This window comes from Bacillus mexicanus (genome assembly GCF_050445615.1).
In the GTDB taxonomy this organism is placed as follows: Bacteria; Bacillota; Bacilli; order Bacillales; family Bacillaceae; genus Bacillus; species Bacillus mexicanus.
The window spans coordinates 54118-79866 of record NZ_JBCEYV010000003.1; the positions used below are offsets into that span (position 1 = coordinate 54118).

The following is a 25749-nucleotide window of genomic DNA, read 5'->3' on the forward strand; positions in this document are numbered from 1 at the left end:
ATGAATATATGTGCTTGTGGCGGAAACAAAAAATTAATTATAGAGGATTACATTATTAGAACAAGGATACCAGGATATCGTCAGATTGTAGTCAAGAATGTCAGACACAAAAGATGCAAAATTTGCGGTTATACAGAGCTAACCGAAGATAGCCAAAAATATATTCATTCTGTGAAAGAGTATTACTTAAAAAAGAATTCAAATCCTACGCAGTCAAAGGGATATCAATCAGAGAATAGTAATATTAGAGTTGGAAAATTTTTAAATTTATTTCGCCTTTAAGTTAGAAAGGGAGTATGTAAGTTGACCAATAATAAAGACCTTAATCCATTTGAAATGGTTTTAGATATATCAGATATAGCAAAAGAAAACGAATGGAAAGATAAACAAAATGTCGAAGAGGAAGAACAAACAATCAAGAAAATCATTAATCGCCCAGTAAAGATCAAAAATTACCCCTACGATGCATATAAACAGTTTTTAGCCAATAATCAGGATGATGACCTATCCTAATACTTAGAAGAGCTTATCTACACGGTTTTAAAGCATTTGCAGATCCAGTTGAAATAGAATTCTCAAAAGGAATTACAGTTGTTGTGGGTCCAAATGGTTCTGGTAAATCAAATATTGGCGATGGCATTCGTTGGGTTCTAGGTGAAACAAGTGCCAAATCATTGCGCGGCGGTTCGATGAAAGATGTCATATTTTCTGGATGTTTAACAAGAAAACCCTCCACTTCAGCTGAAGTCACTTTAGAATTCGACAATACAACACGCATTCTACCTAAAATTGATGATGATACGGTGATAATAACTCGTAAAGTCAATATTAACGGTAAGTCTGAATATTATATCAATCATCAAATAGCTCGCCTTAGAGACATACAAGAGATTTTCTTGGATACCGGACTTGGTAGTAGCAGCTACTCGATGATAGGTCAAGAACAAACAAAAAAACTCTTATCAGAGAATACAGAAGAACGTAGAGCAATATTTGAAGAAGCTGCTGGCATCGTCAAAATGAAAAGTCAGAAAGAAAATACAGAAAAAAGACTAGATCAAGTTGCTCAAGACTTTGTTAGATTAAATGATATTTCGAAAGAACTCGAACGACAAGTAAAGCCTTTACAAAAACAAAGCGAAAAAGCTAAACAATATCTTTCAATAAAGAAAGTTCTAGACGAAACCGAGACAGACTTTCTTGCATATAAATTCAAAAGACTAAAAAAAGATGAAGAATATCTCACAAATGAACTGAAAACTAATAAGGATGAACTTACTTCTGCTTCCTCTCTTGTTACGAAAATGGACGAAAAATTAAAATCATTAAAGGAACAACTTAAAACTACAAATGAAGATATATTCCTCGTACAAGAAGAAAAATCAACATTGAAAGAACAAATAGATTCTAACCATAGCCAGCTTGAGATCAACAAAGAAAAACTAAACCAATCAAATTTAGATATAGATGAGTCTCAAAACGAAATCAGAGAAATTGAAGAGAAATTTTCTGTATCTATTGATGAATTCAATACAAAAAAAGAACGTTATAAAAGCCTTGATCGTTTAATAGAAAGCAAAAAGGAACAAAAAGATAAGCTTGGTATTGAGTTGTTTAATCATCAAACGGAATTGAATTCTTTAAAAGATAAATCTGATAGATTACGACAAGAGATTAGCTCTTTGTATAATGATTTCCAAGAAGCCAAAATAAAATTCGAGCAGCACCACAAAGAAGAAGAATCCATATTAAAGGAACTAGATAAAATAAATAATTTAAAGGAAAACTCCTTAAAAGAAATCACCAATGCGCAAAATAAACTTACAGAAAAAGAAAGTGTTTTGAAGGATCATCAAGCTAAACTTTCATCATTAACTGTAAAATTGCAAAACAAACAAACAAGTTTAGAACTGAAGAAAAATGATTTAAATGGCCTTTCTTCAGAAATAATAAATCTCGAAACACAATTAGCCAAAGACAAAGCAACACTCGAGAGTTTAGAAACCTCTTTAGAAAACTTCGAAGGATACTTCGAAGGTGTAAAAAACACGCTTAAAAATAAACACCGTTTAAGCGGTGTTTTAGACGTTGTAAGTAATTTATTCGAACCAAACGATGGTTACGAAATTGCATTGGATAGTCTATTGAATTCTATTTCTCAAAACATCGTAGTGGATACCATTGAAAACGCTAAAGAAGCCGTTAACTTTCTAAAGAATAATAAATTAGGAAGGGCTACTTTCATCCCTCTTGATGATGTTACAGAAAAAAGCTTGTCTAAAGAAGAACTGACCGTGCTCAATACTTTTACTGATATTACACCTGCCCTATCGGTTATTAGTTACCAATCAGCCTTATCTCCCCTATTCAAACACTTATTAGGTAGATATTTAATAGCAAAAGATATGGACGCAGCAGTCAAGCTCTATGGAAAAACAAAAATTAAAACCAAAATAGTTACATTAGATGGAGATATTCTTCAACCTGGGGTAATCAGTGGTGGAGCTAGGAACAAAAAAGGCCTAATAAGCAAAAAGAAAGAGATGGATACTCTCAAGGTAAATGTTAATGCTGTTGCTTCTAATCTACAGGAATTATATAACCACAAAAACAGTTTAGAAAAAGATATTTCTACCCTGAATTACGAATTATCTGTTATATCCCCCTCTCTAGAAGAAGAGAAAGAAATTAACAACGACTTAAAATTGGATTTGGAAAGTTTTCAAAGAAATTTTTCTTCATTAAAAAACGGCATAAAAGAACAGGAAATAACAGAAAAAGATTTGAAATATCGTTATGATGAATCAAAGCGGATGTCCTCTTCTCTCTACTCTAGACACCAGGAAAAAGAACAGCTGCACAATAAAAAGAATAATGATTTGAGTGAAACATTGGAAAAAATAAAGGTCATTGAATCAAGTTTAGAAACAAAAAAAGAAGAAGAAACACAATGTGTTATTGACATCGAAAAAATGGAAGAGGAAAAGCGAAACCTTACAGATTTTATTTCTGAACAAGAAAACGGTAAGGATTCTAATGAAAAAAGATTAGAATTCCTTCAAACTAAAAAGTTTTCGAACGAGGTAAAAGTTGAATCACTGAAAAAAGAGAATAATTCTATTATTGCTATCCTCGATGTTTTGAAAAAAGAATTCTCATCTATCGAAGATCAATTATCTGATAAACAGTCATTAAAAAATAATATTCAACTCGAAATGGACCAAATAGAAAGCTCTGTTATAAATGAAAGACATAAAGTAAAATCATTAAACGAAGAAATTCATAAGCTAGAACTAAAACGAAACAATTTGCTTAATTCCATTTCCCAAATTCTCAAGCGTTCTCAAGAAGCTTATCAATTAGATGAGAATTCCTTACTTTCAATTATGACAATAGAAATCAATGAAGAAGCAACAGAACGCGAAATCAATAAATTGATTAAGGAATTAAAGTCTATCGGTAGCGTTAATTTGGAATCGATAACTGACTTTGAACAATTAAATGAACGTTATCAACGAGAAAAAGAACAACTGGATGACATTAGAGAAGCTAAAAAAGATTTGGAAACACTTTTAAAAGATATCTCTAAGGAGATGACTCAAAGGTTTACTACTACCTTCAAGGAAATCTCAAAACATTTTGAAACTACTTTTGTTGAATTATTTGGCGGAGGAGAAGCAAGTTTAAAATTAGAAGACCCTAAAAATCCTTTGTCTTCTCATATTTTAATTAAAGCTCAACCCCCAGGCAAAAAGCCTAAACGGATGGAGTCTTTATCCGGTGGAGAAAAGAACCTAACCTCTTGTGCGTTGGTTTTCGCTATTATAAAGACAAAACCTAGTCCTTTTATTTACTTAGATGAAATAGACGCCCCACTAGATGATGCTAACGTTTCAAGATTTGCATATTATTTAAAAAAATTCGGAGAAGACACACAGTTTATTGTAATCAGTCACAGAAAAGGAACAATGATGTCAGCTGATTCTTTATTTGGAGTAACTCAAGAAGAACAAGGGATAACCACTGTTTTCCCTTACCATTTAGAGCACACAGATAATATATTAGATGATAACAATACGAAAGAAGTGTCTTAATGGATCCTATCATCATTAAATTTGAGGAATTTGAAGGTCCTATGGACTTGCTAATTGATCTTATAAAAAAAAGAGAACTAGATATTCACAATTTGCCAATGAGTATCATTACAAGAGACTTCATAAATAGCATTGAGCAAATGAAACAAAAAAACATTGAAATAACTTCTGTTTTCACTGATATGGCTTCTCTACTGTTAGAAATAAAAACTAAGATGTTGCTCCCTTCTACAAAAGAAGATCCTAGAAAGGCACTTGCATTAGAAATTGAGAAATACGAAAAATATAAGAGCGACTTAGAAAAAATGAAAGACCTTCAATTCATTGAACAGAAATATTTCAAGAGAACAAAAAGAGATGTAGTCAAGAAACCTAAAAAAGGAAGCATAGCTGATGTATTAAATAGTTTTAACGCCATAATGAAAAAAAAGAAATTACAAGAAAGAAATATGAAGTTAGAAGAGCTATCCAAAAAATTAGCAGAATCGAAGTTTACTATAGAACAACAAATGGATTTTTTGAAGTCCTACCCTTCAAACAAAATAGATGTATCTCAGTTATTTGACAGTTTAAATGAATTAGAGGAAATGGTCGTAACCTTTTCTGCATTATTAGAACTTGTTAAAATTCAATTCTTTAAGGTTGAGAGTGAAAATGAAAAAGTTTTTCTGAGCAAAATAGTTTTAAATTCGGAGTGATTTATTAATGGATAAGTACGCTATTGAATCAATTTTATTTGTTGCGAAAGAACCTTATTCGTCTGAAAAGATTTCAAAAATGATTAATGAGTCCCAAACCACAGTTAATAGGTGGATCTCTGAACTAGAAAGAGACTATGAGGGAAGAGGAATAAGAATTCGGCGTGTTGCCGGCGGGTTTGAAATGGTAACGTCACAGCAATATTATGAGGTGATTGAACCTATTGTTCCGAAAGAATATCAGTTTTTATCAAAACCTACATTAGATACTGTCACCATTGTGGCATCAATGCAGCCCGTAAAAAAATCGAAAATTGCTCAATTTAGAGGTGTTAAAAATCCCGATAGCGGGATTGATTCAGCGCTGGAATTGAATTTGATAAAAGAAACCGAACAAGGATTCATTACAACCGAAGAATTCTTGAAGTATTTTGGAATAAATGATTTGAAAGAACTTGAGGAAAAACTAAACCAAAGCGACATATAAAAAAGATCGAGGTCATTTAAACCTCGATCTTTTTTGTTACAACGAACTCCAAAAACTTGCGGCTTTTGATTTTAATTCGTCATCCTTAACTTTTCTTTCATCTGACTCTTCAACAGGTTCAGATTCAGTTGATGCACTTGCACTATTCTCTTTATCATAAGATAAAATTTGATCGTCTATGTTTTGAACAACAAAATTTGGCTCATCTTCTATATTTTGTGACTCTTTTTCCGCATATTCTTGGGAAGTAGAAATCTCCTCATTGGAAATTGTCATTTCAAGGGTATCTGGTTTTTGTTTAGCTTCTGTATTTTTATCAACGGAATTTTCATTAGTGACTGCTATTTCTTTCAGCGAATCAGCCGGCACTTCATAAAAACTGGGTTCCTTTTCAGAAATACCATTATTCTTAGGTTCAATTTCATTCAATGTATTGGTAAGCGATACAACATCGCTATTTTCTTGAAAGCGGTTATTGCTATTCATCTGAGTTTCAATGTTGTTATCAACATTTCCGATCATTTCTTGTTTCAACAGCTCTTGTTTTAAGAAATTCACCAGAAACTCTTTATCTCGATGAGGAGGAATTATCTTCCCATAGTCAACTATCCCGCCGTTCCTTTGCACATCCGCTTCAATCAGAAATCTAAGAGATTCAGATATTTGCGACTGTCCATTCACCCAATCTATTACAGTACTTTTTTCATCTTTTTTGAATCGTAAGATTACATTGTCTCCTGGTCCCTTTTGTTTATTTTGGTTGTAACCCATCAACAATCAGTCCTTAGCCGACTTGACTTAAAGCTTCTTTTTTTATTTTTTCAAAAACACCATTTGTAAGCATATTGTTTAAGCCTTCGATATATAATGTCGTAGCGAATTTTTCAGGGATATACAAAAGCTCAATTTCACGATCCGAGCAGAGCTCAACTAATTTAGGGTACAAATGAGGTTTCATTAGCACACTCCCACCGCCGTAAACAACAATTATATCTAATTCATTATGAACTTTATTGACTTGTGAAACGGCGTAACGAATAATTTCTTGTGCTTGCTTATTAAGCGGTTCTTGAATCATATCCAAAGCGCGTAGATAATATTTATTTGATTTGTTTTTTAAAGCTTGAGAAATGGTATGACGTTGAACTGAAGGCACGTTGATTAAATCAGCATATTCCTGTTGAATAACTTCTATTGCGTGCCCTATACCATTCTGAGACCCTTTAACAAGTTTTTGATTGGGAATTAAACCCTCAGTTATCGGAAATTCAGTGGTTCCTTCTCCGATATCAATATGTAAAATTCTTTTGTCAGAGAAGTAATCACCTGTAACTTCTTTCGAGAACATTTCATTAGACTCTTTTTCTTCTGACTCTGTTTCTTCTGCCCCAGTAGGTTTTTTGTAAGTTAGGAAACCTTTAAATATGTCATCATTTCTAGGTTCATCTTTATCATCTTTCCATAAAGACCAAACAACTGGAGCTGCTTCTGGGAATACTTTTACGAATTCAAACTCCAATTCAACACTTACAGTTTTGCTTTTCCCTAAATAAACTCTCACATTATGAAGGCAATTCATAAATCGGTCCGCGAATTTTTTTCCAGTTTCTTGGTCGTATTCTCTAACAGGTAAACCTGTAATCATATCCGCTTTAACTTTAATTTTTTCTGGTAAAGTTTTGTTTTGTTCGAATGACTGTTGAACAGCTTTTGCTGCGTAAGTTCCCAATGTCATAATAACTGGAACATCACTTTCATATTTTTTCTCTACACCAAGCATTGTGTTTTGGTGCGCTTCGTTACTATCAAGTGCATAAGCCCCAATAAAGTAAGTTCCGGATTTCACTGTAGTGGAATCGATGTTTACTACCAAGTGTTTGAAAATATTTTCCACTGCATATTCTACATTCATATCTTCATAAAATGGGTTATTAGAAGTTTTTGCGATTGTACTAGGTTGTAATTCTAATTTTCCGTCAATCATACTTCCGTGTTCACTATTTCCTGCATCAACTACGCCTTTTAAGTTTATTTCCATAAAACTTACCTCCCTTTCCAATTGACTTTAATTTATCACAATAAGATTTATATGTAAACTGCATTACATTATATTTAAATTATATTAATACTTTTTGAACACACCCAATTTACTCTCTTTCTATATAAAAAAGAGACTTTCTTATTTTAGAAAGTCTCTTAATTTTTGTGATCTGCTAGGATGTCTTAGTTTTCTCAATGCCCTCTCCTCTATCTGGCGTATTCTTTCTCTAGTTAGATCAAAGATTTTACCTATTTGATCTAATGTCTTAGTTTCTCCATCATCTAACCCCATACGCAATCGGATTACAAGAGATTCCTGAGGAGTCAAAGATTCTAAAACATCATCAATTGTTTCTTTTAACATTGTTTCTTTCGTGTATACATCTGGATCAGGCCTATCATCTGAAATAAATTCGTTCAAAGTACTGTCATCATCATCCCCTATTGAAGTCTCCATTGAAATAGGATCCATTGCAATTTTATATATATCAGAAACCTTTTCTTCGGTCATTTCCATCTTAACAGCAAGTTCTTTGATGTTAGGCTCCCGTCCGAATTCTTGAGTTAATTCTTTATTGTATTTTCTAAGACGATTGATTGTATCGTACATATGAATTGGAATTCGTATTAATCTCGATTGATCTGGTATGGCCCTTGTTATAGATTGTCTTATCCACCAGGTAGCATAAGTGCTAAATTTAAACCCTTTTGTGTGATCGAACTTATCTATTGCTTTCATCAAACCAGTATTCCCCTCAGCAATTAAGTCCATAAAATCCAAACCTCTGTTTATGTATTTCTTTGCAATAGAAACAACTAATCTTAAATTGCACTGAGCCAACTGCTTACGAGAGTCTTCACTACCTGCTAAGATTTGTTTCGCTAACATTCTTTCTTCTTCAGCATCTAAAATACGATATCTTCCAATCTTTTTTAAATACATTCTGACTGTGTCATCTACATCAATATCAACTTCTGTTTCAGGTTCTTCTATAAGCAAATCTTTAATCGTAATAAATTTTTCTTCTTTTTTTAATTCGCTTGTATCTGTTTCATCATCAATAATTTTAATACCCATTTTTTCGTTCAAGACATTATAAATTTCGCCAGCTTTGTCTTTATCCCAATCATATTCTGCTAATTGAATTCTTATATCTGATACTTTCAGAAGACCATTTTTCTTACCTTTTAAAATTAAATTTCTTATATTTTCATTACTCTCACTAGGTGCCACCTTCGTCATATTCGCACCTCCCGAAAAAAAAGAACCATTTCATTGACGAATTAAATGTAAAGCCACTATAATTCCTCAAACCATCTTCATACATAATCGGCTAATTCTTTATAAAATTAAATAAAATCCCCAAAAGGAGGTGTTTGCTTGTATAAAACCGATATTCATTTTTATCAACGTGAAATATTATCTAGGTTTCCAGAACAAAGCAGCCAGGAAAAAATCCTTGAATTGTTTCAAAATCTCATCTTTAAATTAGAAAAGAATCTTTATCATTTGAACAATATAAGCTTTTCCGTAAAAAAGGCAAGCGGAAAAAATGATTTTTTCGCTTTAATGCCTATCTATTTTGAATTAGAAAGTTTCTTAGTTTCAACACGCTCTTCAGTCGATATGTTAATGCATATCTTAAACTATTGTTTAGAATATGAAATTGAAAACACCCAAGTTTCAGTTTCCTCTATTTTTCATAGCGGCAAGTTGAATAAGCCTATGAAGGATATCTTTAACCGTTACACCTCTCCTTACAACAATCCCACTTGGAGCTTTATCTATTTGTTTAGAAACGAAGTTGTTCACGAAAAAAGCATTTTTCAAGCATTGCCTATGTACTTTAAGCCCGTGTTAGATCAGTATTTTCTTTATTTGAAAATAGGTGTTTCTGAAAAAGAAATAACAGATCATTTAAAGGTATGTTTGCGATTCCTAGATACATTTGTTGAGCGAATATTATCCATTCTATTAGTTTCTTTAAAACAAAATGAACAATAAAAAAGCAGAGATCAATATCTCCGCTTTTTATAAAAATTTTTTATTTTAGAATTGCTAATGAAAGTATCCGGTCTTCTTCCACTTTTAACAATTCGATTTGCTTTCCTTGGATCTCAATTTTATGACCGACCTTAACTTGTTCAGATTCTAAATTAGACATAACGAATCCGCCCATTGTTACTACATCTTTTTTTTCAACAAATGTGAAACCAATTGCTTTTTCCACATCTTCAATGTGCGTATCTCCTTCAATTATCCATCTGTTTTTTCCTTTAACGATTGGGAAAATTTCATTGTCAAACTCATCTTGAATGTCCCCTACAATCTCTTCAAGTATATCTTCCATTGTCACCAAACCGCTCACTCCACCATACTCATCTAGAACAACGGCGATTTGCGACTTTTCTTTTTTTAATTTAGACAATACTTTCTTAATCGGTGTTGATTCATATACTTTAGGAATTTTCCTAACGATTGATTCCAGATTGGATACCTTTTTATTTTTTATGGAATATAAATCTCTTATGTTTATGTAACCCTTCACATCATCCTTATCCACTCCAACAACAGGAAATCTTGAAAAAGTTTTATCTTCAATAAATTCAAGTATCTCTTCCAAAGAGTCATTTAAATATATACAGTTCATATCTTTTCTATGAACCATTATTTCTCTAGCAATTGTTTCGTCAAAATCAAATATTTTTTCAACCATTGTTTTTTCATCACTATTAATATCATTACTAGAAGATACAATTAGTTTAATTTCCTCTTCAGAGTGCTCTTCGCTATGTTCGCTAGCAGCTCTTAGCCCGAATGATTTTACAATCAAATTCGAAGAAGAATTCAGCAACCAAATAAAAGGATACATAACGTTATAAAAAAGAATAATGCTCGAGGAAAACTTTAAACAAATCCATTCAGCTTTGTTGATTGCCACTGTTTTTGGAGATAACTCACCCAAAACAACGTGAAGAAAAGTCACTAATAAAAATGATACAGCAACACTCAAAGGGTGTGTAATGTTTTCGCTTAACTTAATGTAATCAAAAACAGGCGAAAGAACACTATGAACTGCCGACTCACCTATCCATCCCAAAGCTAATGAAGCAATGGTTATGCCGAGTTGAGTAGCAGAAAGATATCCATCGAGGCTATTTAGAATTTTTTGCACCTTAACCGCTTTCTTATTCCCTTCAGCAACCAACTGATCGATTCGGCTTGATCTTACTTTTACAAAAGCAAACTCCGCTGCAACAAAATATGCAGTAATGAAAATTAACACAAATAAAGCTAAAATTTGCAATGGATCATCCATAAAGCTAAAATTCACTCTCCTTAATTAGTAATTTTCCCTATTATATTTCTAAATCCTAGTTTTTGATAAAAAAAAGCCAGTTTCAAAAACCGGCTTAATCTTTATTCCGTTCAGCGTCCCTTTTTTTATATTCTTGGTGTACTGCTTTGTATAATTCAATTAATTCATCATCCCGAAATTCACTTATTTCATTAATGATTCCTTGAACCCCTCTTCCTCCACTCCCTCCATTTTTCATTCCTGTGATAAATTGTTGTATCCCTGATTCATTTCTTGATTCGTGACTGATACTAGTCAGAGTATGAAGAGGCCTACCTATTAATTGCGATGCAATTTCAGCAGAATTAATATAGTCAACCACTTCTAGTGCACATTCCCTCATAGATATAGGATCTAAATAAGATTGAACAAAATTTGTTGGATTCCCTTTTAATTTAAACGCACCGGTTTTAGTTCTTTCACCAGGTCCTTCTGAAATCGTAAATCTAATTTGAACCTTCTTTTTACCAGGATTCCTATTATCATCGTTTACTAACATTTCTATTTTTAATATTCTTGCTATTACTTGATTGTCTCTAACGCTTCCTCCATAGTCTTGAAACCCATTTGGATATAACTTCGAAAAACTTCCATCAACAAAACTTCTGAAAAGAGACTTTGCCTTTGCTTTTGATATGTAAGCCTTTAAATATTTGTTACTAGAAGTTATCGATATCACAATATTTCCTTTGTATTCTTTCTCATCTTTTTCTTGTTTGTCCTTGTAATACTCTAGATTATGTGTCACATCTAACGCAGACATCTTGTTAATAAACTTATATATTTTTACGCCTTTTCTTAACAAAAACATCACCTTACTTTCAAATAAAAAACAATTCAAAAAAACTACCAGCTGTGCACTGGTAATTCTTAAGCTAAATTCATTTTTTCTAAAACAGTACCTTTTTGTTTTAAATGTTCAAAGGAACCAACTTGTACTTGTAAGTATTTTTTCAAAGTTTCACCATCAGCTCTTTTGTTTATCCAATTGTTAACTTTATTTTTCAATGCTTTTTTGTCATATTCTGTTTCGGTAATGAAAATTAAATTGGTTAATTGATTTGTGTCATCAAGTGTATTCTCTATGTACTCATCATTCATCGCATTGTCTATTTCAATAGTAAAAAAATAATCACTGTCTTTCTCGAATTTTAGAGTTCCTTCTTTATATTCACAAAACTTAAATCCTTTTCTTTTCATTACTTCTTTAACATCTTCTTTTTCTGAACTTTTTTTAAAATTGAATTGATTTCCGCTTTTATTATTAGTGAATCGGTTTTTTTCTGAATCCATATTAAGCATAGTTAAAATGTATTCATTAATGGATCCAATATTCACATTTAATGAAAGAGAACCTAGATTTTCTATATCATCGATTAACTGTTTCGCTTCCCCACTATTACCTCTTGTTAATAGATCTTGTATTTGAGACATTGCATTTTCTTTTGCAACTAATTTTAATTCTTCTACAGTGTCTCTCATTTCTTGTTCAAGTTCGTTTACGTAAGTTAAAAGTTCCTCTATTGATTTGGCCAAAGTGGTCACCTCTATAAAATGTTCTAACTTATTCTTTGTGAATTTATTTCTTATTCCCTTTTTTTCTGATTTTTCTAGCTGCACTTTGAACTGCGTCATTCATTTCCTGTTCTTCTGGGTTCAAATAAATAGCAGTCGTACTCATCGTGCTATGTCCCAATAGCATTTGAATGTATCTCATATTTACTCCTTCACGAAGGTATGAGGTTGCAGCAGTTGCTCTTAGTCTATGTGGGCTTATATTTTTTGAGATTTTGGCCGACTCACAATATCTGCTTATAATTGATCTAACATTTCTATCTGACATTGGTAACCCTGTTTTCTTAGCTGTGAATATATATTCAGATCGAGGTGTTTGTTCTTTTTTTAATTGTTTCAGATCTGATTCAACTTCTTTGACAAGTGGAACTTTTCTTGTTTTTCGGCCCTTTCCCCTTATAGTAATCAGCTTACTCTTGAAATCAATATCCTCCCATAGCAAACCACAAAGTTCGCTTACTCGGATTCCGCAATAGATAAATAAATTAAAAATGCAAATATTTTTAAGTTTATTAGTGCTTTTCTTATCAATCGCTTTTAGCACTTTTTCTTGTTCTTTTAATGTAAGTATCTCCTTTTTCTTTTTATCAGCATCTGTAACTTTTATTTTTCCTATCACGGCACTTGGATCTTTTTCTATTAGTTCCATCTGAATACAGTATTCAAAGAATTTTTTTAACACTGATTTTTTTCTTGTTCGCGTAGCCGCCTTATTTCCCTTCTTAACCAAGTGGGCGATATACATATTTATATGAACGCTTTTTATATCCGTTATAGTCTCAATAGAGATTGTTGAAAGAAAGTCGAAAAAATACCCTAACTCTTTATTGTAGTTTGATATTGTTCTCTCAGATAAATTAATATTCCATAAATTTTGTATGTATAAATCTCTAGTGTCTGTTAGTTTCACATTATCACTCCCTCCTATATACTTTCTTATTTTTTTGTTTAATTACTTCAAAAAATTAGAAAGGGCATTATACTGTTTATATGTTTTTATAAGGTGGTGATTCCAACTGTATAACGACAAGAAGTTTAAATACGACTATGACCATATTGATTTTTCAAAAACCACCTCCAAAAAAGATTTAATTAAACTACTGAAAAAACACGATAAGGATCAATTTGTTTTTTCTTTTCATACTGCTGCAATAAATTATTCGATCGGCAAAGAATTTGGTATACAGGATACAATGGACCTTAGATTGTTATTTGAAGCGGGTCTGTTTCACGACACAGGAAAATTAGGTATGTCTTCTGACTTCATCAATTATCCTGGATCCTATACCCTGTTAATGTACAACGAAATGAAGAAACACGCTCAAGGCGGCAGTGAAATACTCGAGAAAATAAATGCTGAAATTCAAATTGTGGAGGCAGCCAGATACCACCACTGCAATGTCGATGGTAGCGGATATCCTGGGGGTTTATATGGTAAAGAGATTCCTCTTTATGCCCGTATTACGCGCATCTCGGACAGTTTAGATGCTTATTTGTCTAAACGATGCTATAAAGAAGGCGGACCTGCAAGAGAAGCATTAAATGACTTAAGCCAATATCTTGGAATAAGTTATGACCCAGAGCTTATAGAATGTTTTGTTTCAATTCACAAGCGCATTCTCAAAAAAGCACATAACCTAGGTGAAGATAGGCCTTCTCACAGAATGTATATGGATTTATTAGTAGAACATTATCTGTATGATTTCCCTATCAAAAAAGTCGAGAATATCTTAGATCTCTTTCAATAACAGTTTTTCATTCGATAGTGAGAAAATATATTTCTTGCTATCTTTTTTTCATAAAAAAATGTATGCCTTAGAAAGCCAAATCTTGCCCCCCATATTTTAAATGCTCGTCTAAACCATCATTTTTTTTACGATCTGATTATTGCTTCTTTTATAATTTAGTAAACATCGCCAAAAGGAGTGATTACAATGCATCTAAGAGAGGCCTTGGAATTAGTTGAGGATACTCCTCAAACCAAATGGGTTAATTATGAGGTGGAAGTGCCACGTTTTTTAGAAGAAACATACTTATTTTTAGAAAATTTCTTCGAGAATCTTTATCTTTCTGCGTTTGAAAAATTGAAAGCTAAAAAATGCGCTTTTCTAGGTGATCGAAGAGAAAAAAGTATTTTTAAGGATAAATCTGCTTTTAAAGAAACTTTTAAAGATAATTTTTTTGTTGCTGGTGGTTATATTTCAGATTTAATAATATCCAACATACATAACACCCCCTTTACTCCTAGGGACATCGATTTCTTTGTTAGTAATAAAATCTGTAGTGATATTGTTTCGAATTTAGATTCATATGATGATGATTTGGACGATGTTTTTTATGGCTCCACTTATGACAGGTTGGGGAAAGTTCTGAAAAATCACTTTCCAGATTGTACTTGGAAAGATAACAGCGACTCTGGATACCCCAATGATATGATCGATGTTGTTTATAGATTCACTCATAAAGGTTCAAATATAGAACTCGTTGTAGCCAACCCAAACAGAATTATCAATTTTGATTTAAGCTTTAGGTGTGCCTATTATAATCAAGGCATCATCTATGTAAACGAAACAGGATTAAATGATATACGAAATAAAGTATTAAGAGTTTTTCATTCTGTTTCACCAGTAAGTACATTGCTACGGCTTTTTCATTTTAAAATCCGCTATGGCTATGAAATTGACGAATTATCTTTGATCTTACTATTATCATCGATCAATGCAGCACACCGCGATTTTTATTACTACAATCAGACAGATTTTTATTCAATGATAAAAAAACACCATAAGGCCACACCAGAAGTTTTAGAAATGATTAACGATTTACCCACCAAGGATACAATTATGAATAATAAAACCTACAATATGAATACTGGGGAAGAAATCAATGAAGATGTAATACTCAAACAGTTTATTCTAGATGATTTCCGAGCATATAATAAAAGAAATAAAAAACTTTATCCTATTGCTAGTCAAATGCTAAGTTATTTCGGTTCTTTAATTTACCCAAGAGTTGAAACGTTCTTAAAGTCTTACATTGATAATACCTTCAAATACAAAAGACCTGATAATTGGCTTGATGACCGCATTTTTGAAAATGATTTTCGATATAAAACAAATATAAATGGTTGGTTATCTTGGACTGATCAAGAATGGATAAAATCTATTTTTAGAGAAAATGACTTCGAATATGAATATCTAACAACCCAAACTATTGAGATTATGAAAAAGTTGGTACTCGATTCGTTCAAACACGGGCAAGAGGAGTATAATTTGGTGGATTATAACTATGCTCTTTCTCGATTACCACTTATTGCGCGATCAAAAGAGTTTAAATTAACTCTTTCTCTTGAACGCCAAGACTTATGGGATTTAATCAATCACTCGAAGCTATCAATAATAATTTTATTGGGGAGTCAGAACCACTGGGAGCATCGATTTGAAATGATAGTAGATACAAAAAACAAAATTTTAAAAGTATCTAAATTGAAATATGTTTATTTTGGCTTTTCCGTAGAAACATACCAAGATTTCATTTCTCAAATAAAAAAATCGTTAGGACTGGATGAATACGCTGTGCAAACACATTACGACATAGATGAATACTTGGCCAATAAGAAAGAGAAAATTGCTACTTCTCCTAAAGTTTTAATGGATAGGGCAAAAAAAAATCAATGCAAAAAAGACGTGTGAATATCCCCCACGTCTTTTTTTATTATTTTTTAATTCGAACAGCCATTGCCTGAAGCGCATTTTTATCTTCAGTCGTAAGATTAGTTTTCATTAATATATTGTTTATAATTTTTTGTAGCTTAACATTTTCCATAGGTTTAAGCACATTATTTATATATCTTTCTGCTTTAACAGTTAGGAAATGACAGTCTTTTGGATGTTTTGCGAAACGATCATACCAATCAGGGAATTTTCTCATTTTGTATTCAGCTTCTTCTCTTGTATCAAAGTTTCCTCCAACATAGCTCTCTATCAGTTGACTTTTATCAATTTCACTTACACCCTTAAAACCCACACCAACATATAAAATACGGTCCGTATTTTCGAAAAAATTTAAAAGAGTATGTAAGGCTTTAATTGTTCTATTGTATATACATTTCTCTAAAAATAAATTTAAGTTTTGTTCATATGAAAACGACTTTTCACATTCTACATCAATTGCAACAAAGAAATTACTTACAAAAATATGTTCCGTCCCCTCTTCAGCTATAAACATAAAATCTCTAAGACCAATATGATCCTTCACAAATTCTATCCTATCAATATATTCATCAATCATATAAAACAATTCTTTTTTTACAGGGCTATTAAAATTCAGTTTTTTTATTTTACCCCATAAATCCATTTTATCTGTAGTATTCATCCGTTTCCTCCTTATTTTTTATTTATTTTACAACATTTATTCTGATTAAAAAAATAAACAAAACAAAATTTATTTTTCTGTTTTTTTAAAGGAAGTCAATTTCGTCTCACTAAAAAGCACAAAGTAGGATGTCCATTTAGGACCAAGGAGGCGAATTTTTTTGAATAAAATCACACAAGGTGTTATGGCTTTGTCTCTAGTGATTCCGTCAGCAGCACTAATTCAATCGGCAGATCAAGTAAGCGCTCAAACACAAAGCGAGGTTACTTCGTATTCGTTAAATGTAAGATCTGGACCTGGTTCAAACTATAAAATAGTTGATTGGCTGAAGAAAGGACAGATTGTCAATGTTATAAAAGACGGCAGTCAATGGGATTATGTACAATTTAATAATGGCAAAACAGGTTATGTATATGACAAGTATCTAAAACATATTTCTAGTTCAGATACTAGCACTGTCACAGCCTATTCATTGACTTTGCGTTCTGGTCCTAGCTCAAACAATAAAGCTATTGATTGGTTAAAAAAAGGTACAAAAGTGACCGTTTTATCATCAGCCAGTGGAGATTGGGTTAAAGTATCATCTAATGGCAAAACGGGTTATGTAAACGGCAAGTACTTATCATCAACTTCTGTTTCATCTTCAACTACTGTTAGGACAACTTCCAATTCTTCAAACTCATATAAAGTAAACGCATATTCTCTAACGCTTCGTACTGGACCGAATGCAAACAACGAAGCTATTGATTGGTTGAAAAAAGATACGAAAGTAAATGTTCTTTCTACATCAGGAGGTTGGAGTAAAGTTTCTGTAAATGGAAAAACCGGTTACGTAAACTCAAAATACTTAACAAAAACAGTAAACTCCTCCTCAAGTAATTCAACAACTTCTTCAACTTCATCCGAAATAAAAGAAGTTTCAGCTTATTGGTTAACGATGAGAAATGGTCCAAGTGCAAACTACAAAGCTGTTGATTACCTGAAGAAAGGAACAGATGTTGTTGTTCATTCTTATAAAGGAGATTGGGCTTACGTAACAGCTTCAGGAAAAAACGGTTATGTGAATTCCAAGTACCTTTCAAAAACGAGCAGCACTTCTCCTTCCAACTTGTCAAATTCAACAACGACATCTGGGCAATCTCAAACTAAATATGTTATCTCACCTGATGGTTTGAATTTAAGATCCGGAAGAGGCATTTCGAATAAAATCGTTGTAAATATGCCATACGGAGTTAGTGTTAAAGTATCTGATGTGTCAAACGGATGGGGAAAAGTGCAATATGGTGGTCATACAGGATATGCGAACGTAAATTATCTGTCTTTTGTTAAACCATCTTCCAGTTCAACTCCTGCAAAATCCAGCGGAAGTTTAAAAGGAAAATTGATTGCACTTGATCCTGGTCACGGTGGTCCATATGCCGGAGCTCAAGGTATTGTTGACGAAGAAGACGTTAACTTACAAATCGCATTAAAGACAAGAGACAAACTGCAATCTTTAGGTGCTCACGTTATTATGACTCGTACAAGTGATACAGCTTGTTCTACAGCTGGATATAGACAAGATTTATCTTGCCGCCCTGCACTGGCAACAAGAATGGGTGCTGACGCGTTTATTAGTATTCACGCTAACTCCGGTTCATCTTCAGCAAGCGGATCAGAAGCATATTATTACAATAGCAGTCGTGGAGACAAACAACTTGCTAGTAACATTGCAAATGAATTCAGAGAAGATGTAGGTATGAAGGTTCGTCAAGTTTCATACGCTAACTTTGCTGTCCTAAGAGGAAGCACAGTACCTTCAACATTAGTTGAAACTGGATTTGTCACAAATAAAAGCGATGCTTCCAAACTCGGAAGTTCTCAATACCAAGATAAATTTGCAAAAGCTATTGCAGAAGGAATTCAAGAATACTTTGAATAATAAATAATAGTCTACCTTTATCGGTAGGCTATTTTTCACATAACAGAATAAGGTGTGTTCAAATGCTTTTTAGAAGTTATAAATTTTTATTAAAATTAACAAAAAAACAGCAAGTAACGTTCAACCATTTAAATAAATATGTATATTTCACCTTTAAACACCTCTCTCCTATCCTTTCAGAGAATCCTACATTATCTTTGGCTCAACTTCGTAATCAAACATCAATATTATTCGAAAAATACTCATTTACCCCAATGTTTACTGAAATCATTTTCCCCCAAGTCTTAACCAACTTGCAAAAAAAATCTTCACATTTTGAATGTTCCTACCCCATTAGTTTTAAGCAATTCGCATACGACATAAAAACGAATACAGTTTCACTCCCCTTCTGCCAAAATATAAAATTATCTCACCGAAGAGAAATGCCAAGCAAAATATTCAAAATAGAACTGTATTTTAAAAAGAAAAATTGGTACATTAATTTTTTAATATCAAAAGAACCACCACTAAAAATAAAAGAAAACTTAAAACCGCTAGGTATTGATGTTGGATTGAAAAGCTTTGCTTTCTTATCCAATGGAAAAGTTATAGAAAATCCAAGGTTTTATGACGAATTAAAAGAAAAAATATCCGAAGAGCAAAGAAAATTGTCCATAAAACAAAGGAATTCTAAAAATTGGTTCGAACAGAAAGAAAAGATTAATAAATTGTATACGAAGCTCCATAATCAAAGAATAGATTTTTTACATAAACTAACCAGCTACCTTACTAGTCACTATGACGTAATAGGTATTGAAAGTATAAATATAAAAGAGCTTCAACAAAAGAAACATCTCCGGAACAGTTTATCTGATGTAAGCTGGGGAGAATTTATCGAGATGTTACAGTATAAGTGTGAAGAAAAAGGAAAACATCTCATTCAGGTTGAGAGATTTTATCCTTCCAGTCAGTTGTGTTCTGCTTGTGGAAATAGAAAAATGATGCCAGTCCATATTAGAACATATTGCTGCACAAAATGCGGAAGCAAAATTGATCGGGACTTTAATGCATCTCTTAATATCGAACAAAGAGCAAAACACTTATACTTAGCTAATCTACATAAAACATAACCCTTGGGCGAAGGGTCATTGCCGGCTTATGTCGGAAGCTTTATAGCACGCCACGAGAGTAGCGGATTCGAAGGAGTGTTTATCACTCCTTTTTAATCATAAAATAGGTGAATTATTTGATATTGGATAAGAATATACCAAAAAACATAAAAATCAGTCTAAAGAAAACAATTAACATTCAAACAAGTTCTTTTATTAAAAAGAACAAAGGTATGTCTTTGGAAATATATGAAAACGAAGATGATTTAATTGATTCATTGCTCATTTATTGGTTTATTAACTCTACTAAACGAAATTATAAATGGCTAGAACAAAAAAATATTAATATGTTTTTGAATTCATACTCTCCTTTGATTAGAAAAGAATTAAAAACTGTATTTTATAAAAAAGAGTTTTGTAGTTAGGAGCGAATATGTAATGAGCGTTTGCAAAGGATGTAACAGTGTTGGCAATTTACATCTTCAAAATAAAGATGTAACCCATTCAATGTTTGGGAAAGAAATTGAGATTAAGGGCGTTCCTGTGTTAATATGCGATGAATGCGGCCATATCCAGTATATTTATCCTCGCGAGTTGGACTTCCAACTAAGGGATGCATATAGAAACCAGGTAACATCATTTAAATTTTCAACAAATGAATAAATAAGGAGTGTCTTTTTTGAAACGTAAACTAGCAGTTATTTTTGGCGGGGCATCTGGGGAACACGAGGTTTCCATTAAAAGTGCATTTAGTATTTTGACTAATATAAATTACGATCTTTTTGAGGCCAAACCGTTTTATATTGATAAGAATAATAATTGGTACGAGCAAAGCACTTTATATGCTCCTCCCAAGGTAGATACTCAAATTATTGTTATCCATTCTACAACATTCAATCCTTTTGAATTGAAATCCAAAGTAGATGTTGTCTTCCCAATTACACACGGACCATTCGGAGAAGATGGCCATTTTCAAGCGTTACTTGAAATTGCTAATATACCTTATGTTGGTTGTGATGTACTATCCTCAGCTGTAGGTATGGACAAAGGCGTTATGAAAGACTTGTTCGCTGCTAACAACATTCCTCAAGGGAAATACTCTTGTTATTACGAAACAGAATATTACAATTCAAAAGAAGGCATTCTGAACGAAATCGAACAAAATTTCGGTTATCCTTGTTTTGTTAAACCTGCAAACTTAGGCTCGAGTGTTGGAATTAGCAAAGCAAATAATCGTAGAGAACTTTATAATGCAGTATCAGTCGCTTTTAATCACGACAATAAAATAGTTATCGAAGAGTTTATCAAGGCTAGAGAAATCGAAATCGGCGTTCTTGGCAACGGTCCTTACACTTTATCTGTAGTCGGTGAGATTGCTACTAGTGCGGATTTTTATGACTATGATGCAAAGTATCACTCTACCAATCAAAACAAGTTAATGATACCAGCAGAACTATCTGAAGATGTTGTGGTTAGGGTTAAAGAACTGGCCTCTAAGGTGGCAAAAGTTATTAATGTAAAGGGATTATCTCGAATCGACTTTTTCTATGATGAAAATAATCAAAAAGTTATGTGCAATGAAATAAACACACTACCTGGATTCACAAAACACAGTATGTATCCAATGTTATTCAATGAAATCGGCATCCCCTACACTGATTTAATCACTAAATTGATTGATTTAGCTTATGAAAATCACAAAAATAAAAAGAGATATAATTTTTCCATAGATTCTAATGTTTTTTCGACAAAAGAATTGTAAAAAAGAAGACCTTACATATATGTGAGGTCTTTTTGATTTACAATTTTATTTAAGATTTTCTCTTCTTTCCTACTGAATGTAGTCTTTGGGATATTTAGAATTTTTGCACTTTCAGATTTGTTATAGCCTTCTATATATCTAATTTTGAAGATTATCTTTTCTTGTTCATCGAGAGCTGAATAAATTTCATTAACAGTTTCTTTCTCAATAACTTTTTCTTCTATTCCTAGATCTCCAGGTATTAGATGAATAAGTTCAACATCATCATTATCTGAAATCCTTTGCTTACTATGAAGATAAACCTTTTCTTGATTCCAAGTAGTGAAATCTCTCCATTCTTTTTCAGTAAATCCGCTCTGTCTCTGCGTTTCTTTCCACGTCCACCCTTCAATTTCTTTTAGATCAATAAAATACAATACCCTCTCTTTTATTGATTGTTTATTCCTCGGGAGATCATTTTGTTTTTCTTTATTTATGCCATTTAAAATATGACCAGAAATGTTATGAGAAGCATATGTGGAGAACTTGTACTTTTTTGTTGGATCAAAATTAATAATAGCTTTCCACAGACCGAACATTCCAAACTGAAATAATTCATCAATATTTAGCGTTTTTGTTTTATATCTGTATTTTCTGCTTATATCCCAAATCATATCTTTGTATTGTTCGAGTACTGACTCAAACAATATATCTTGCTCTTTCTGCTGAGTCTTTATCATTTTTATTCATCCTTATCAATTTTGTTTTTTATATTTTATTGGAAATATTAATTTTTTAATAAAAAAATATAAATAAACAGTTGTTATGATAAAATTAAAATCAATAAGGAGAAAGGATGTAATAAATGAGTATTTATAAACAACATTTATTTAATGAAAAATCATTTGAAAAACCAGTTTTTGAAACCACTAACCTTCCTTTATCAGATTTTCCTATAGAAGATTGGAAAAACAGCGGCATATCATATGATCCAACAACAATTAGTGATAATGATCAATTCAATGATTTGATTTTTGGAATTGATAACGCAGAAGTTATAAATAACTATTTGAAGTGCGAAGTTACAGATAGCTCCGGAACCATCCAAGCTAAAATGTGGTCTTCTAATAAAGTTAATTTTAATGAGGTTATTTCAGATTTCGAAGAACATAAAATCTACAAAGTATCTGGCAAATGGAACGAATGGCCAAAAGGAAGTGGTAAATTTTCTATTGTAATTGATCGTTATGTTCCTATACACGACGCAAAACCTGAAGATTTATTACCACTTATAACTGAGTCACGAACTGATCTAAGAAATGAATTATTATATTACATCTCAACTTTATCTGAAGAGGTCAAAAAACTTGCATTAGATATTTTAAAAGATGTTTGGGAATTCTTTTCAATTCGACCAGCTGCCAAAGGACATCACCATTTTCAACTCGGAGGCCTTTTACAGCATAAAGTAGAATTAATGCGAATCGCACATACATACTTAAATATAGATGATTACGATAAACGAGAAAATTTACTTTTTTATGTTTATAACTTAACGAACAAGGCCTTATGGAACGAAAAGAAAAAACAACGCAAAGAAGAAATTCAAGCTTTTACCGCATTCTATGAAAAAGAAGATCATCTTACGAAACTTATCGATTCTTTACTTCGTTGTAAAGATCCATATGATCGTGATGTAGTCATTTTTTCGATTCTATTTCACGACATAGGAAAATTATTGGAATATACTCATCACGGCGATAGCGAATTAAAATATAAACTCTGGTTCCCAACATCTGAAATCCCTATGGCCACAAAACAATTTGGCGTCTCTATGGATCCGCTTGGTTCTTCTATTGGTCATATCACTTTAGGGGTTATGTTTGTTTATAAATACTGGCTTTCAGGAATTTATAAAGAAATACATCATACTTTTTGGTTGGATGTAATAGGTTGCATTCAAAGTCATCACGGAAGGATCGATTGGAACAGCACCAAAGTTCCTACCACTTCTAACGAATGGTTAGTTCATTTTTGTGATTATATAGACAGTAAATATGCAAACGAGAAATAAAAATCAAAGGTAATCCTTTTTAAAAAGGATTACCTTTTTTATGTTTTTTTTTAATTTCGATCATTTTTATTCTAAAATGTTCTTGAAAGAACTTATTTAGTTTCAAAGGAGGTATCCGACTATGATAGTGCAAACTTTTACGATTAATTGGGATAACGAAGAAGTTGAATACGAAGAAGTTCTTTCTCTGCCAGTATACGAACTACCTAATGAAACCTATTTACATATTATCCGAGCAAAGTGGTTTTCTGACGAATTTTATTCGCTCATCAAAAATCATAGCTTTTCGATTGTAGTTAAAAATACTGACACAGGAGAAACGACAGCAATACGAACCTTCGGAACACGCTTCCCATTGCTTTTAACTCAAAATGTTGCTTAATTTCAGGAAGAGTTAATTCAACCATTTCACAAACAAAAAGCCCTAAAAGGCTTTTTTATTTTTCGTTTTTTTGTGTATAAACAAATTTTATCTTGTCACCAGGAGTCATTTCGTGGGTATTACTTATTGTGTATGCAATCGCGGATATTATTAATATAACTAGTATTATCAAGATCCAAGATATTTTTTTCATTTCCCCTCCTCTTCTTTGTATTATTTAATTGAATTAAGCATCGCCGTTAATTCTGCAATAACATTGTCTTTCTCTTTTTTTGGAGTATCGGTTTCAACCCTGAAATAACCGTATTTATTTTTAATCACCATTATCTCTTTATACTCACTATCACTTCTTGCATAGAAAATAAATTTAACGCCTTTTCTATTAGTTTCATCTTGCTCTTTCAAATCACCAGTTTCTTTTAAAGTATCAGCTGCACGCCATCTTTCTTTTTGTACATCATCTTCAGGTGTATCTTTTATTTGAGCGAATCGGATTTCTATGTCGCCATTTGATAATATTTCTCCATCCCAATTGTATGTTTCCAAAACATTAAACTTTCCTGAAAAGAAATTTTCCTTAACCGCGTTCATTATCTTAGTGGTTTTTGGATATACCACTTCCATATTAGTTTTTTCTTTATTTTCTTTTTTATTATCTATATGTTTTTTTGAATTCGTTTCTAATTTGTTTTTCACTGGTTTACTAATGGATATGTCTTTCCCATTGATTTGAGAAATAGAGTAAAGTTCATTTTGTCCCGTTTTTTCATTGATACCTGCAATGAATTTAACGTTATCACCATCTCTTAGATTTTTAAGGTAGCTCAGCATATCCTTTTGTACATAATATGTTTTTAGCTTTCCGTTAACGTTAATGTCTACAAATTTTTCGTTTAGATTCCCTTTATATAGCCCTTCTTCCGCTTTTTTCTCATATCTAGACATATCAACTTTTTCAATTGGTACACTTTTGTCTTCAGCATTTTCCCCAATAGCACACCCATTCAACATAACAAAAGGAACTGCTGCACCTAGTAGCAGATATCTCTTCTTAAACAACTTTCATTCCTCCTCGGATATATTTATCTACTACTAAAATTAATTGTTTCGAAAAAGCTTCCTTTTTCTTTTCTTGTTTTTCAGACGATTAGGGAATAAAATGTTTCGAAAAATGGTTTGGAGGCTTAAAATTGAATTTACTATTCGAAGATTTAGGAATGTTTCCATATAACAATTTGATTAGATATAGACACTCCTGTTCCGAAGAAACTTCCTATCTTCAGTTTCAAAAAAATAAATTCCCTTTTGAATTAAATGCTGTTGAAAATGACTTTTTTGTTAAACTTTCCTTTTCCGCCAACGAAGATTACTTTATCGAGAGTTGGATCTTACATCCTTATAATATTAATCAGAACTCTTGCCCTTCCATAAATATAAAAACACCAAACACTCTCACTTCATTTAACCTTGAATTTATCACGTCTAAATATAACTTTCCTTGCGGCCGATTAGATATTAAGTTGAAAGGAATTGAATTACAGGAGCATATTATTCATTATTTGCGTTCTCACTTTTCTTCTCACTTTAAAAATAAAGTGAATATTTATTTCGATAGATATTCAAAGATCATAAAAATAGATGATTATTTCAATTCTAAATCAGGCACAAAGCTAGTTGTCTTAGACGATGGTTTTTGGTTTATACCAGCTCTCCTAAAGGAAAGTTGTTTGGATGAGATTACCTCAACATTAATTTCTCTTTTGAATAAATACTTACTTATAAGTATGTTTTCCTCCAAATATTGACCCTGAAAGGACAATATAAATGAACATAATTTTTGAGTTAGAAACGTTCGTCAAAGACCTCAATAAAAATAATAACCATATAAGAATAGGCAAAGTATTAAGTTTAGAAAA

Annotated in this window: 24 protein-coding genes; 14 read left to right on the plus strand and 10 right to left on the minus strand. The window is 32.1% G+C overall.

Features of this window, described 5'->3' with window-relative positions; genetic code table 11:
• Positions 1-303: 303 nt before the first annotated feature.
• The 4 genes from AAGG74_RS14760 to scpB are packed head-to-tail and all read left to right on the plus strand — an operon-like array spanning position 304 to position 5279.
• A complete protein-coding gene (locus AAGG74_RS14760; protein ID WP_429675977.1) occupies positions 304-513 on the plus strand; it encodes a hypothetical protein in 210 nt (69 codons plus the stop codon).
• Entirely contained in the window at positions 513-4094 is a 3582-nt protein-coding gene (gene smc, locus AAGG74_RS14765; RefSeq protein WP_429676848.1) for a chromosome segregation protein SMC, read from the plus strand. Before AAGG74_RS14760 ends, smc begins: the two co-directional genes overlap by 1 nt.
• Complete coding sequence (locus tag AAGG74_RS14770) at positions 4094-4792, plus strand: segregation and condensation protein A (protein ID WP_429675978.1); 699 nt, start codon at positions 4094-4096, stop codon at positions 4790-4792. The genes smc and AAGG74_RS14770 overlap by 1 nt, the downstream gene beginning before the upstream one ends.
• A gap of 7 nt (positions 4793-4799) precedes the next feature.
• The gene (gene scpB / locus AAGG74_RS14775; protein WP_429675979.1) at positions 4800-5279 is read left to right on the plus strand and encodes an SMC-Scp complex subunit ScpB; all 480 of its coding nucleotides are present in this window, start codon (positions 4800-4802) and stop codon (positions 5277-5279) included.
• Positions 5280-5315: 36 nt separating this feature from the next.
• On the opposite strand, the gene AAGG74_RS14780 is transcribed toward scpB, so the two are convergent.
• The 3 genes from AAGG74_RS14780 to rpoD all read right to left on the minus strand — a co-directional run bounded on the left by AAGG74_RS14780 (position 5316) and on the right by rpoD (position 8562).
• Positions 5316-6050 (minus strand): hypothetical protein, encoded by a 735-nt coding sequence (locus tag AAGG74_RS14780; RefSeq protein WP_429675980.1) that lies wholly within the window; start codon positions 6048-6050, stop codon positions 5316-5318.
• Between the two features lie 13 nt (positions 6051-6063).
• Positions 6064-7317: a ParM/StbA family protein gene (locus AAGG74_RS14785; RefSeq protein WP_429675981.1), complete on the minus strand. Its 1254-nt coding sequence runs from the start codon at positions 7315-7317 to the stop codon at positions 6064-6066.
• A gap of 141 nt (positions 7318-7458) precedes the next feature.
• Positions 7459-8562: an RNA polymerase sigma factor RpoD gene (gene rpoD / locus AAGG74_RS14790; RefSeq protein ID WP_429675982.1), complete on the minus strand. Its 1104-nt coding sequence runs from the start codon at positions 8560-8562 to the stop codon at positions 7459-7461.
• A gap of 138 nt (positions 8563-8700) precedes the next feature.
• Here rpoD and AAGG74_RS14795 point away from each other — a divergent pair, with 138 nt between their 5' ends.
• Positions 8701-9324, plus strand: coding sequence for a hypothetical protein (locus AAGG74_RS14795; protein ID WP_429675983.1), 624 nt, complete (start codon positions 8701-8703; stop codon positions 9322-9324).
• Positions 9325-9364: 40 nt separating this feature from the next.
• Here AAGG74_RS14795 and AAGG74_RS14800 read toward each other — a convergent pair whose 3' ends face one another.
• From AAGG74_RS14800 to AAGG74_RS14815, 4 genes are all read right to left on the minus strand, one after another.
• The gene (locus AAGG74_RS14800) at positions 9365-10654 is read right to left on the minus strand and encodes a hemolysin family protein (protein ID WP_429675984.1); all 1290 of its coding nucleotides are present in this window, start codon (positions 10652-10654) and stop codon (positions 9365-9367) included.
• A 79-nt stretch (positions 10655-10733) separates the two neighbouring features.
• The gene (locus tag AAGG74_RS14805) at positions 10734-11483 is read right to left on the minus strand and encodes a hypothetical protein (protein WP_429675985.1); all 750 of its coding nucleotides are present in this window, start codon (positions 11481-11483) and stop codon (positions 10734-10736) included.
• Positions 11484-11548: 65 nt separating this feature from the next.
• The gene (locus AAGG74_RS14810) at positions 11549-12313 is read right to left on the minus strand and encodes a hypothetical protein (protein WP_429675986.1); all 765 of its coding nucleotides are present in this window, start codon (positions 12311-12313) and stop codon (positions 11549-11551) included.
• Positions 12258-13163 (minus strand): tyrosine-type recombinase/integrase, encoded by a 906-nt coding sequence (locus tag AAGG74_RS14815; RefSeq protein ID WP_429675987.1) that lies wholly within the window; start codon positions 13161-13163, stop codon positions 12258-12260. Before AAGG74_RS14815 ends, AAGG74_RS14810 begins: the two co-directional genes overlap by 56 nt.
• A 190-nt stretch (positions 13164-13353) precedes the next feature.
• On the opposite strand from AAGG74_RS14815, the gene AAGG74_RS14820 reads away from it, so the two are divergent.
• Entirely contained in the window at positions 13354-14001 is a 648-nt protein-coding gene (locus tag AAGG74_RS14820) for an HD-GYP domain-containing protein (RefSeq protein ID WP_429676849.1), read from the plus strand.
• 186 nt (positions 14002-14187) lie between these two features.
• Positions 14188-15945 (plus strand): hypothetical protein, encoded by a 1758-nt coding sequence (locus tag AAGG74_RS14825; RefSeq protein ID WP_429675988.1) that lies wholly within the window; start codon positions 14188-14190, stop codon positions 15943-15945.
• 22 nt (positions 15946-15967) lie between these two features.
• Here AAGG74_RS14825 and AAGG74_RS14830 read toward each other — a convergent pair whose 3' ends face one another.
• Entirely contained in the window at positions 15968-16627 is a 660-nt protein-coding gene (locus tag AAGG74_RS14830) for a hypothetical protein (protein WP_429675989.1), read from the minus strand.
• Positions 16628-16787: 160 nt separating this feature from the next.
• On the opposite strand from AAGG74_RS14830, the gene AAGG74_RS14835 reads away from it, so the two are divergent.
• The 4 genes from AAGG74_RS14835 to AAGG74_RS14850 all read left to right on the plus strand — a co-directional run bounded on the left by AAGG74_RS14835 (position 16788) and on the right by AAGG74_RS14850 (position 21398).
• The gene (locus AAGG74_RS14835) at positions 16788-18548 is read left to right on the plus strand and encodes an N-acetylmuramoyl-L-alanine amidase family protein (protein ID WP_429675990.1); all 1761 of its coding nucleotides are present in this window, start codon (positions 16788-16790) and stop codon (positions 18546-18548) included.
• 62 nt (positions 18549-18610) lie between these two features.
• On the plus strand, positions 18611-19657 hold the full coding sequence (locus tag AAGG74_RS14840; RefSeq protein ID WP_429675991.1) for an RNA-guided endonuclease InsQ/TnpB family protein: 1047 nt from the start codon (positions 18611-18613) through the stop codon (positions 19655-19657).
• 122 nt (positions 19658-19779) lie between these two features.
• Positions 19780-20061 (plus strand): hypothetical protein, encoded by a 282-nt coding sequence (locus tag AAGG74_RS14845; protein WP_429675992.1) that lies wholly within the window; start codon positions 19780-19782, stop codon positions 20059-20061.
• A gap of 254 nt (positions 20062-20315) precedes the next feature.
• Positions 20316-21398 carry a D-alanine--D-alanine ligase family protein gene (locus AAGG74_RS14850; RefSeq protein WP_429675993.1) on the plus strand — a complete coding sequence of 361 codons (1083 nt, stop codon included), beginning with the start codon at positions 20316-20318 and terminating at the stop codon, positions 21396-21398.
• Positions 21399-21409: 11 nt separating this feature from the next.
• Here the strand turns inward: AAGG74_RS14850 and AAGG74_RS14855 are convergent, their stop codons facing one another.
• The gene (locus AAGG74_RS14855; RefSeq protein ID WP_429675994.1) at positions 21410-22117 is read right to left on the minus strand and encodes a sigma-70 family RNA polymerase sigma factor; all 708 of its coding nucleotides are present in this window, start codon (positions 22115-22117) and stop codon (positions 21410-21412) included.
• 125 nt (positions 22118-22242) lie between these two features.
• Between AAGG74_RS14855 and AAGG74_RS14860 the strand changes: the two genes are divergently transcribed.
• Together AAGG74_RS14860 and AAGG74_RS14865 are read left to right on the plus strand one after the other, a co-directional pair.
• Entirely contained in the window at positions 22243-23451 is a 1209-nt protein-coding gene (locus AAGG74_RS14860) for an OB-fold nucleic acid binding domain-containing protein (protein WP_429675995.1), read from the plus strand.
• A gap of 121 nt (positions 23452-23572) precedes the next feature.
• Positions 23573-23833, plus strand: a complete 261-nt coding sequence (locus tag AAGG74_RS14865; RefSeq protein ID WP_429675996.1) for a hypothetical protein — start codon at positions 23573-23575, stop codon at positions 23831-23833.
• Positions 23834-24046: 213 nt separating this feature from the next.
• Here the strand turns inward: AAGG74_RS14865 and AAGG74_RS14870 are convergent, their stop codons facing one another.
• A complete protein-coding gene (locus AAGG74_RS14870) occupies positions 24047-24892 on the minus strand; it encodes a hypothetical protein (protein WP_429675997.1) in 846 nt (281 codons plus the stop codon).
• A 131-nt stretch (positions 24893-25023) separates the two neighbouring features.
• Here AAGG74_RS14870 and AAGG74_RS14875 point away from each other — a divergent pair, with 131 nt between their 5' ends.
• On the plus strand, positions 25024-25638 hold the full coding sequence (locus AAGG74_RS14875) for a hypothetical protein (protein WP_429675998.1): 615 nt from the start codon (positions 25024-25026) through the stop codon (positions 25636-25638).
• The last annotated feature ends 111 nt before the right edge of the window (positions 25639-25749 follow it).

What these genes read in the sequence shown, in the direction of transcription:
- AAGG74_RS14770 (WP_429675978.1), top strand. Translation starts at nt 4,094, where the DNA reads ATGGATCCTATCATCATTAAATTTGAGGAATTTGAAGGTCCTATGGAC.
- scpB (WP_429675979.1), top strand. Translation starts at nt 4,800, where the DNA reads ATGGATAAGTACGCTATTGAATCAATTTTATTTGTTGCGAAAGAACCT.
- AAGG74_RS14780 (WP_429675980.1), bottom strand. Translation starts at nt 6,050, where the DNA reads ATGGGTTACAACCAAAATAAACAAAAGGGACCAGGAGACAATGTAATC.
- AAGG74_RS14785 (WP_429675981.1), bottom strand. Translation starts at nt 7,317, where the DNA reads ATGGAAATAAACTTAAAAGGCGTAGTTGATGCAGGAAATAGTGAACAC.
- rpoD (WP_429675982.1), bottom strand. Translation starts at nt 8,562, where the DNA reads ATGACGAAGGTGGCACCTAGTGAGAGTAATGAAAATATAAGAAATTTA.
- AAGG74_RS14810 (WP_429675986.1), bottom strand. Translation starts at nt 12,313, where the DNA reads ATGACGCAGTTCAAAGTGCAGCTAGAAAAATCAGAAAAAAAGGGAATA.
- AAGG74_RS14825 (WP_429675988.1), top strand. Translation starts at nt 14,188, where the DNA reads ATGCATCTAAGAGAGGCCTTGGAATTAGTTGAGGATACTCCTCAAACC.
- AAGG74_RS14830 (WP_429675989.1), bottom strand. Translation starts at nt 16,627, where the DNA reads ATGAATACTACAGATAAAATGGATTTATGGGGTAAAATAAAAAAACTG.
- AAGG74_RS14840 (WP_429675991.1), top strand. Translation starts at nt 18,611, where the DNA reads ATGCTTTTTAGAAGTTATAAATTTTTATTAAAATTAACAAAAAAACAG.
- AAGG74_RS14855 (WP_429675994.1), bottom strand. Translation starts at nt 22,117, where the DNA reads ATGATAAAGACTCAGCAGAAAGAGCAAGATATATTGTTTGAGTCAGTA.
- AAGG74_RS14860 (WP_429675995.1), top strand. Translation starts at nt 22,243, where the DNA reads ATGAGTATTTATAAACAACATTTATTTAATGAAAAATCATTTGAAAAA.
- AAGG74_RS14865 (WP_429675996.1), top strand. Translation starts at nt 23,573, where the DNA reads ATGATAGTGCAAACTTTTACGATTAATTGGGATAACGAAGAAGTTGAA.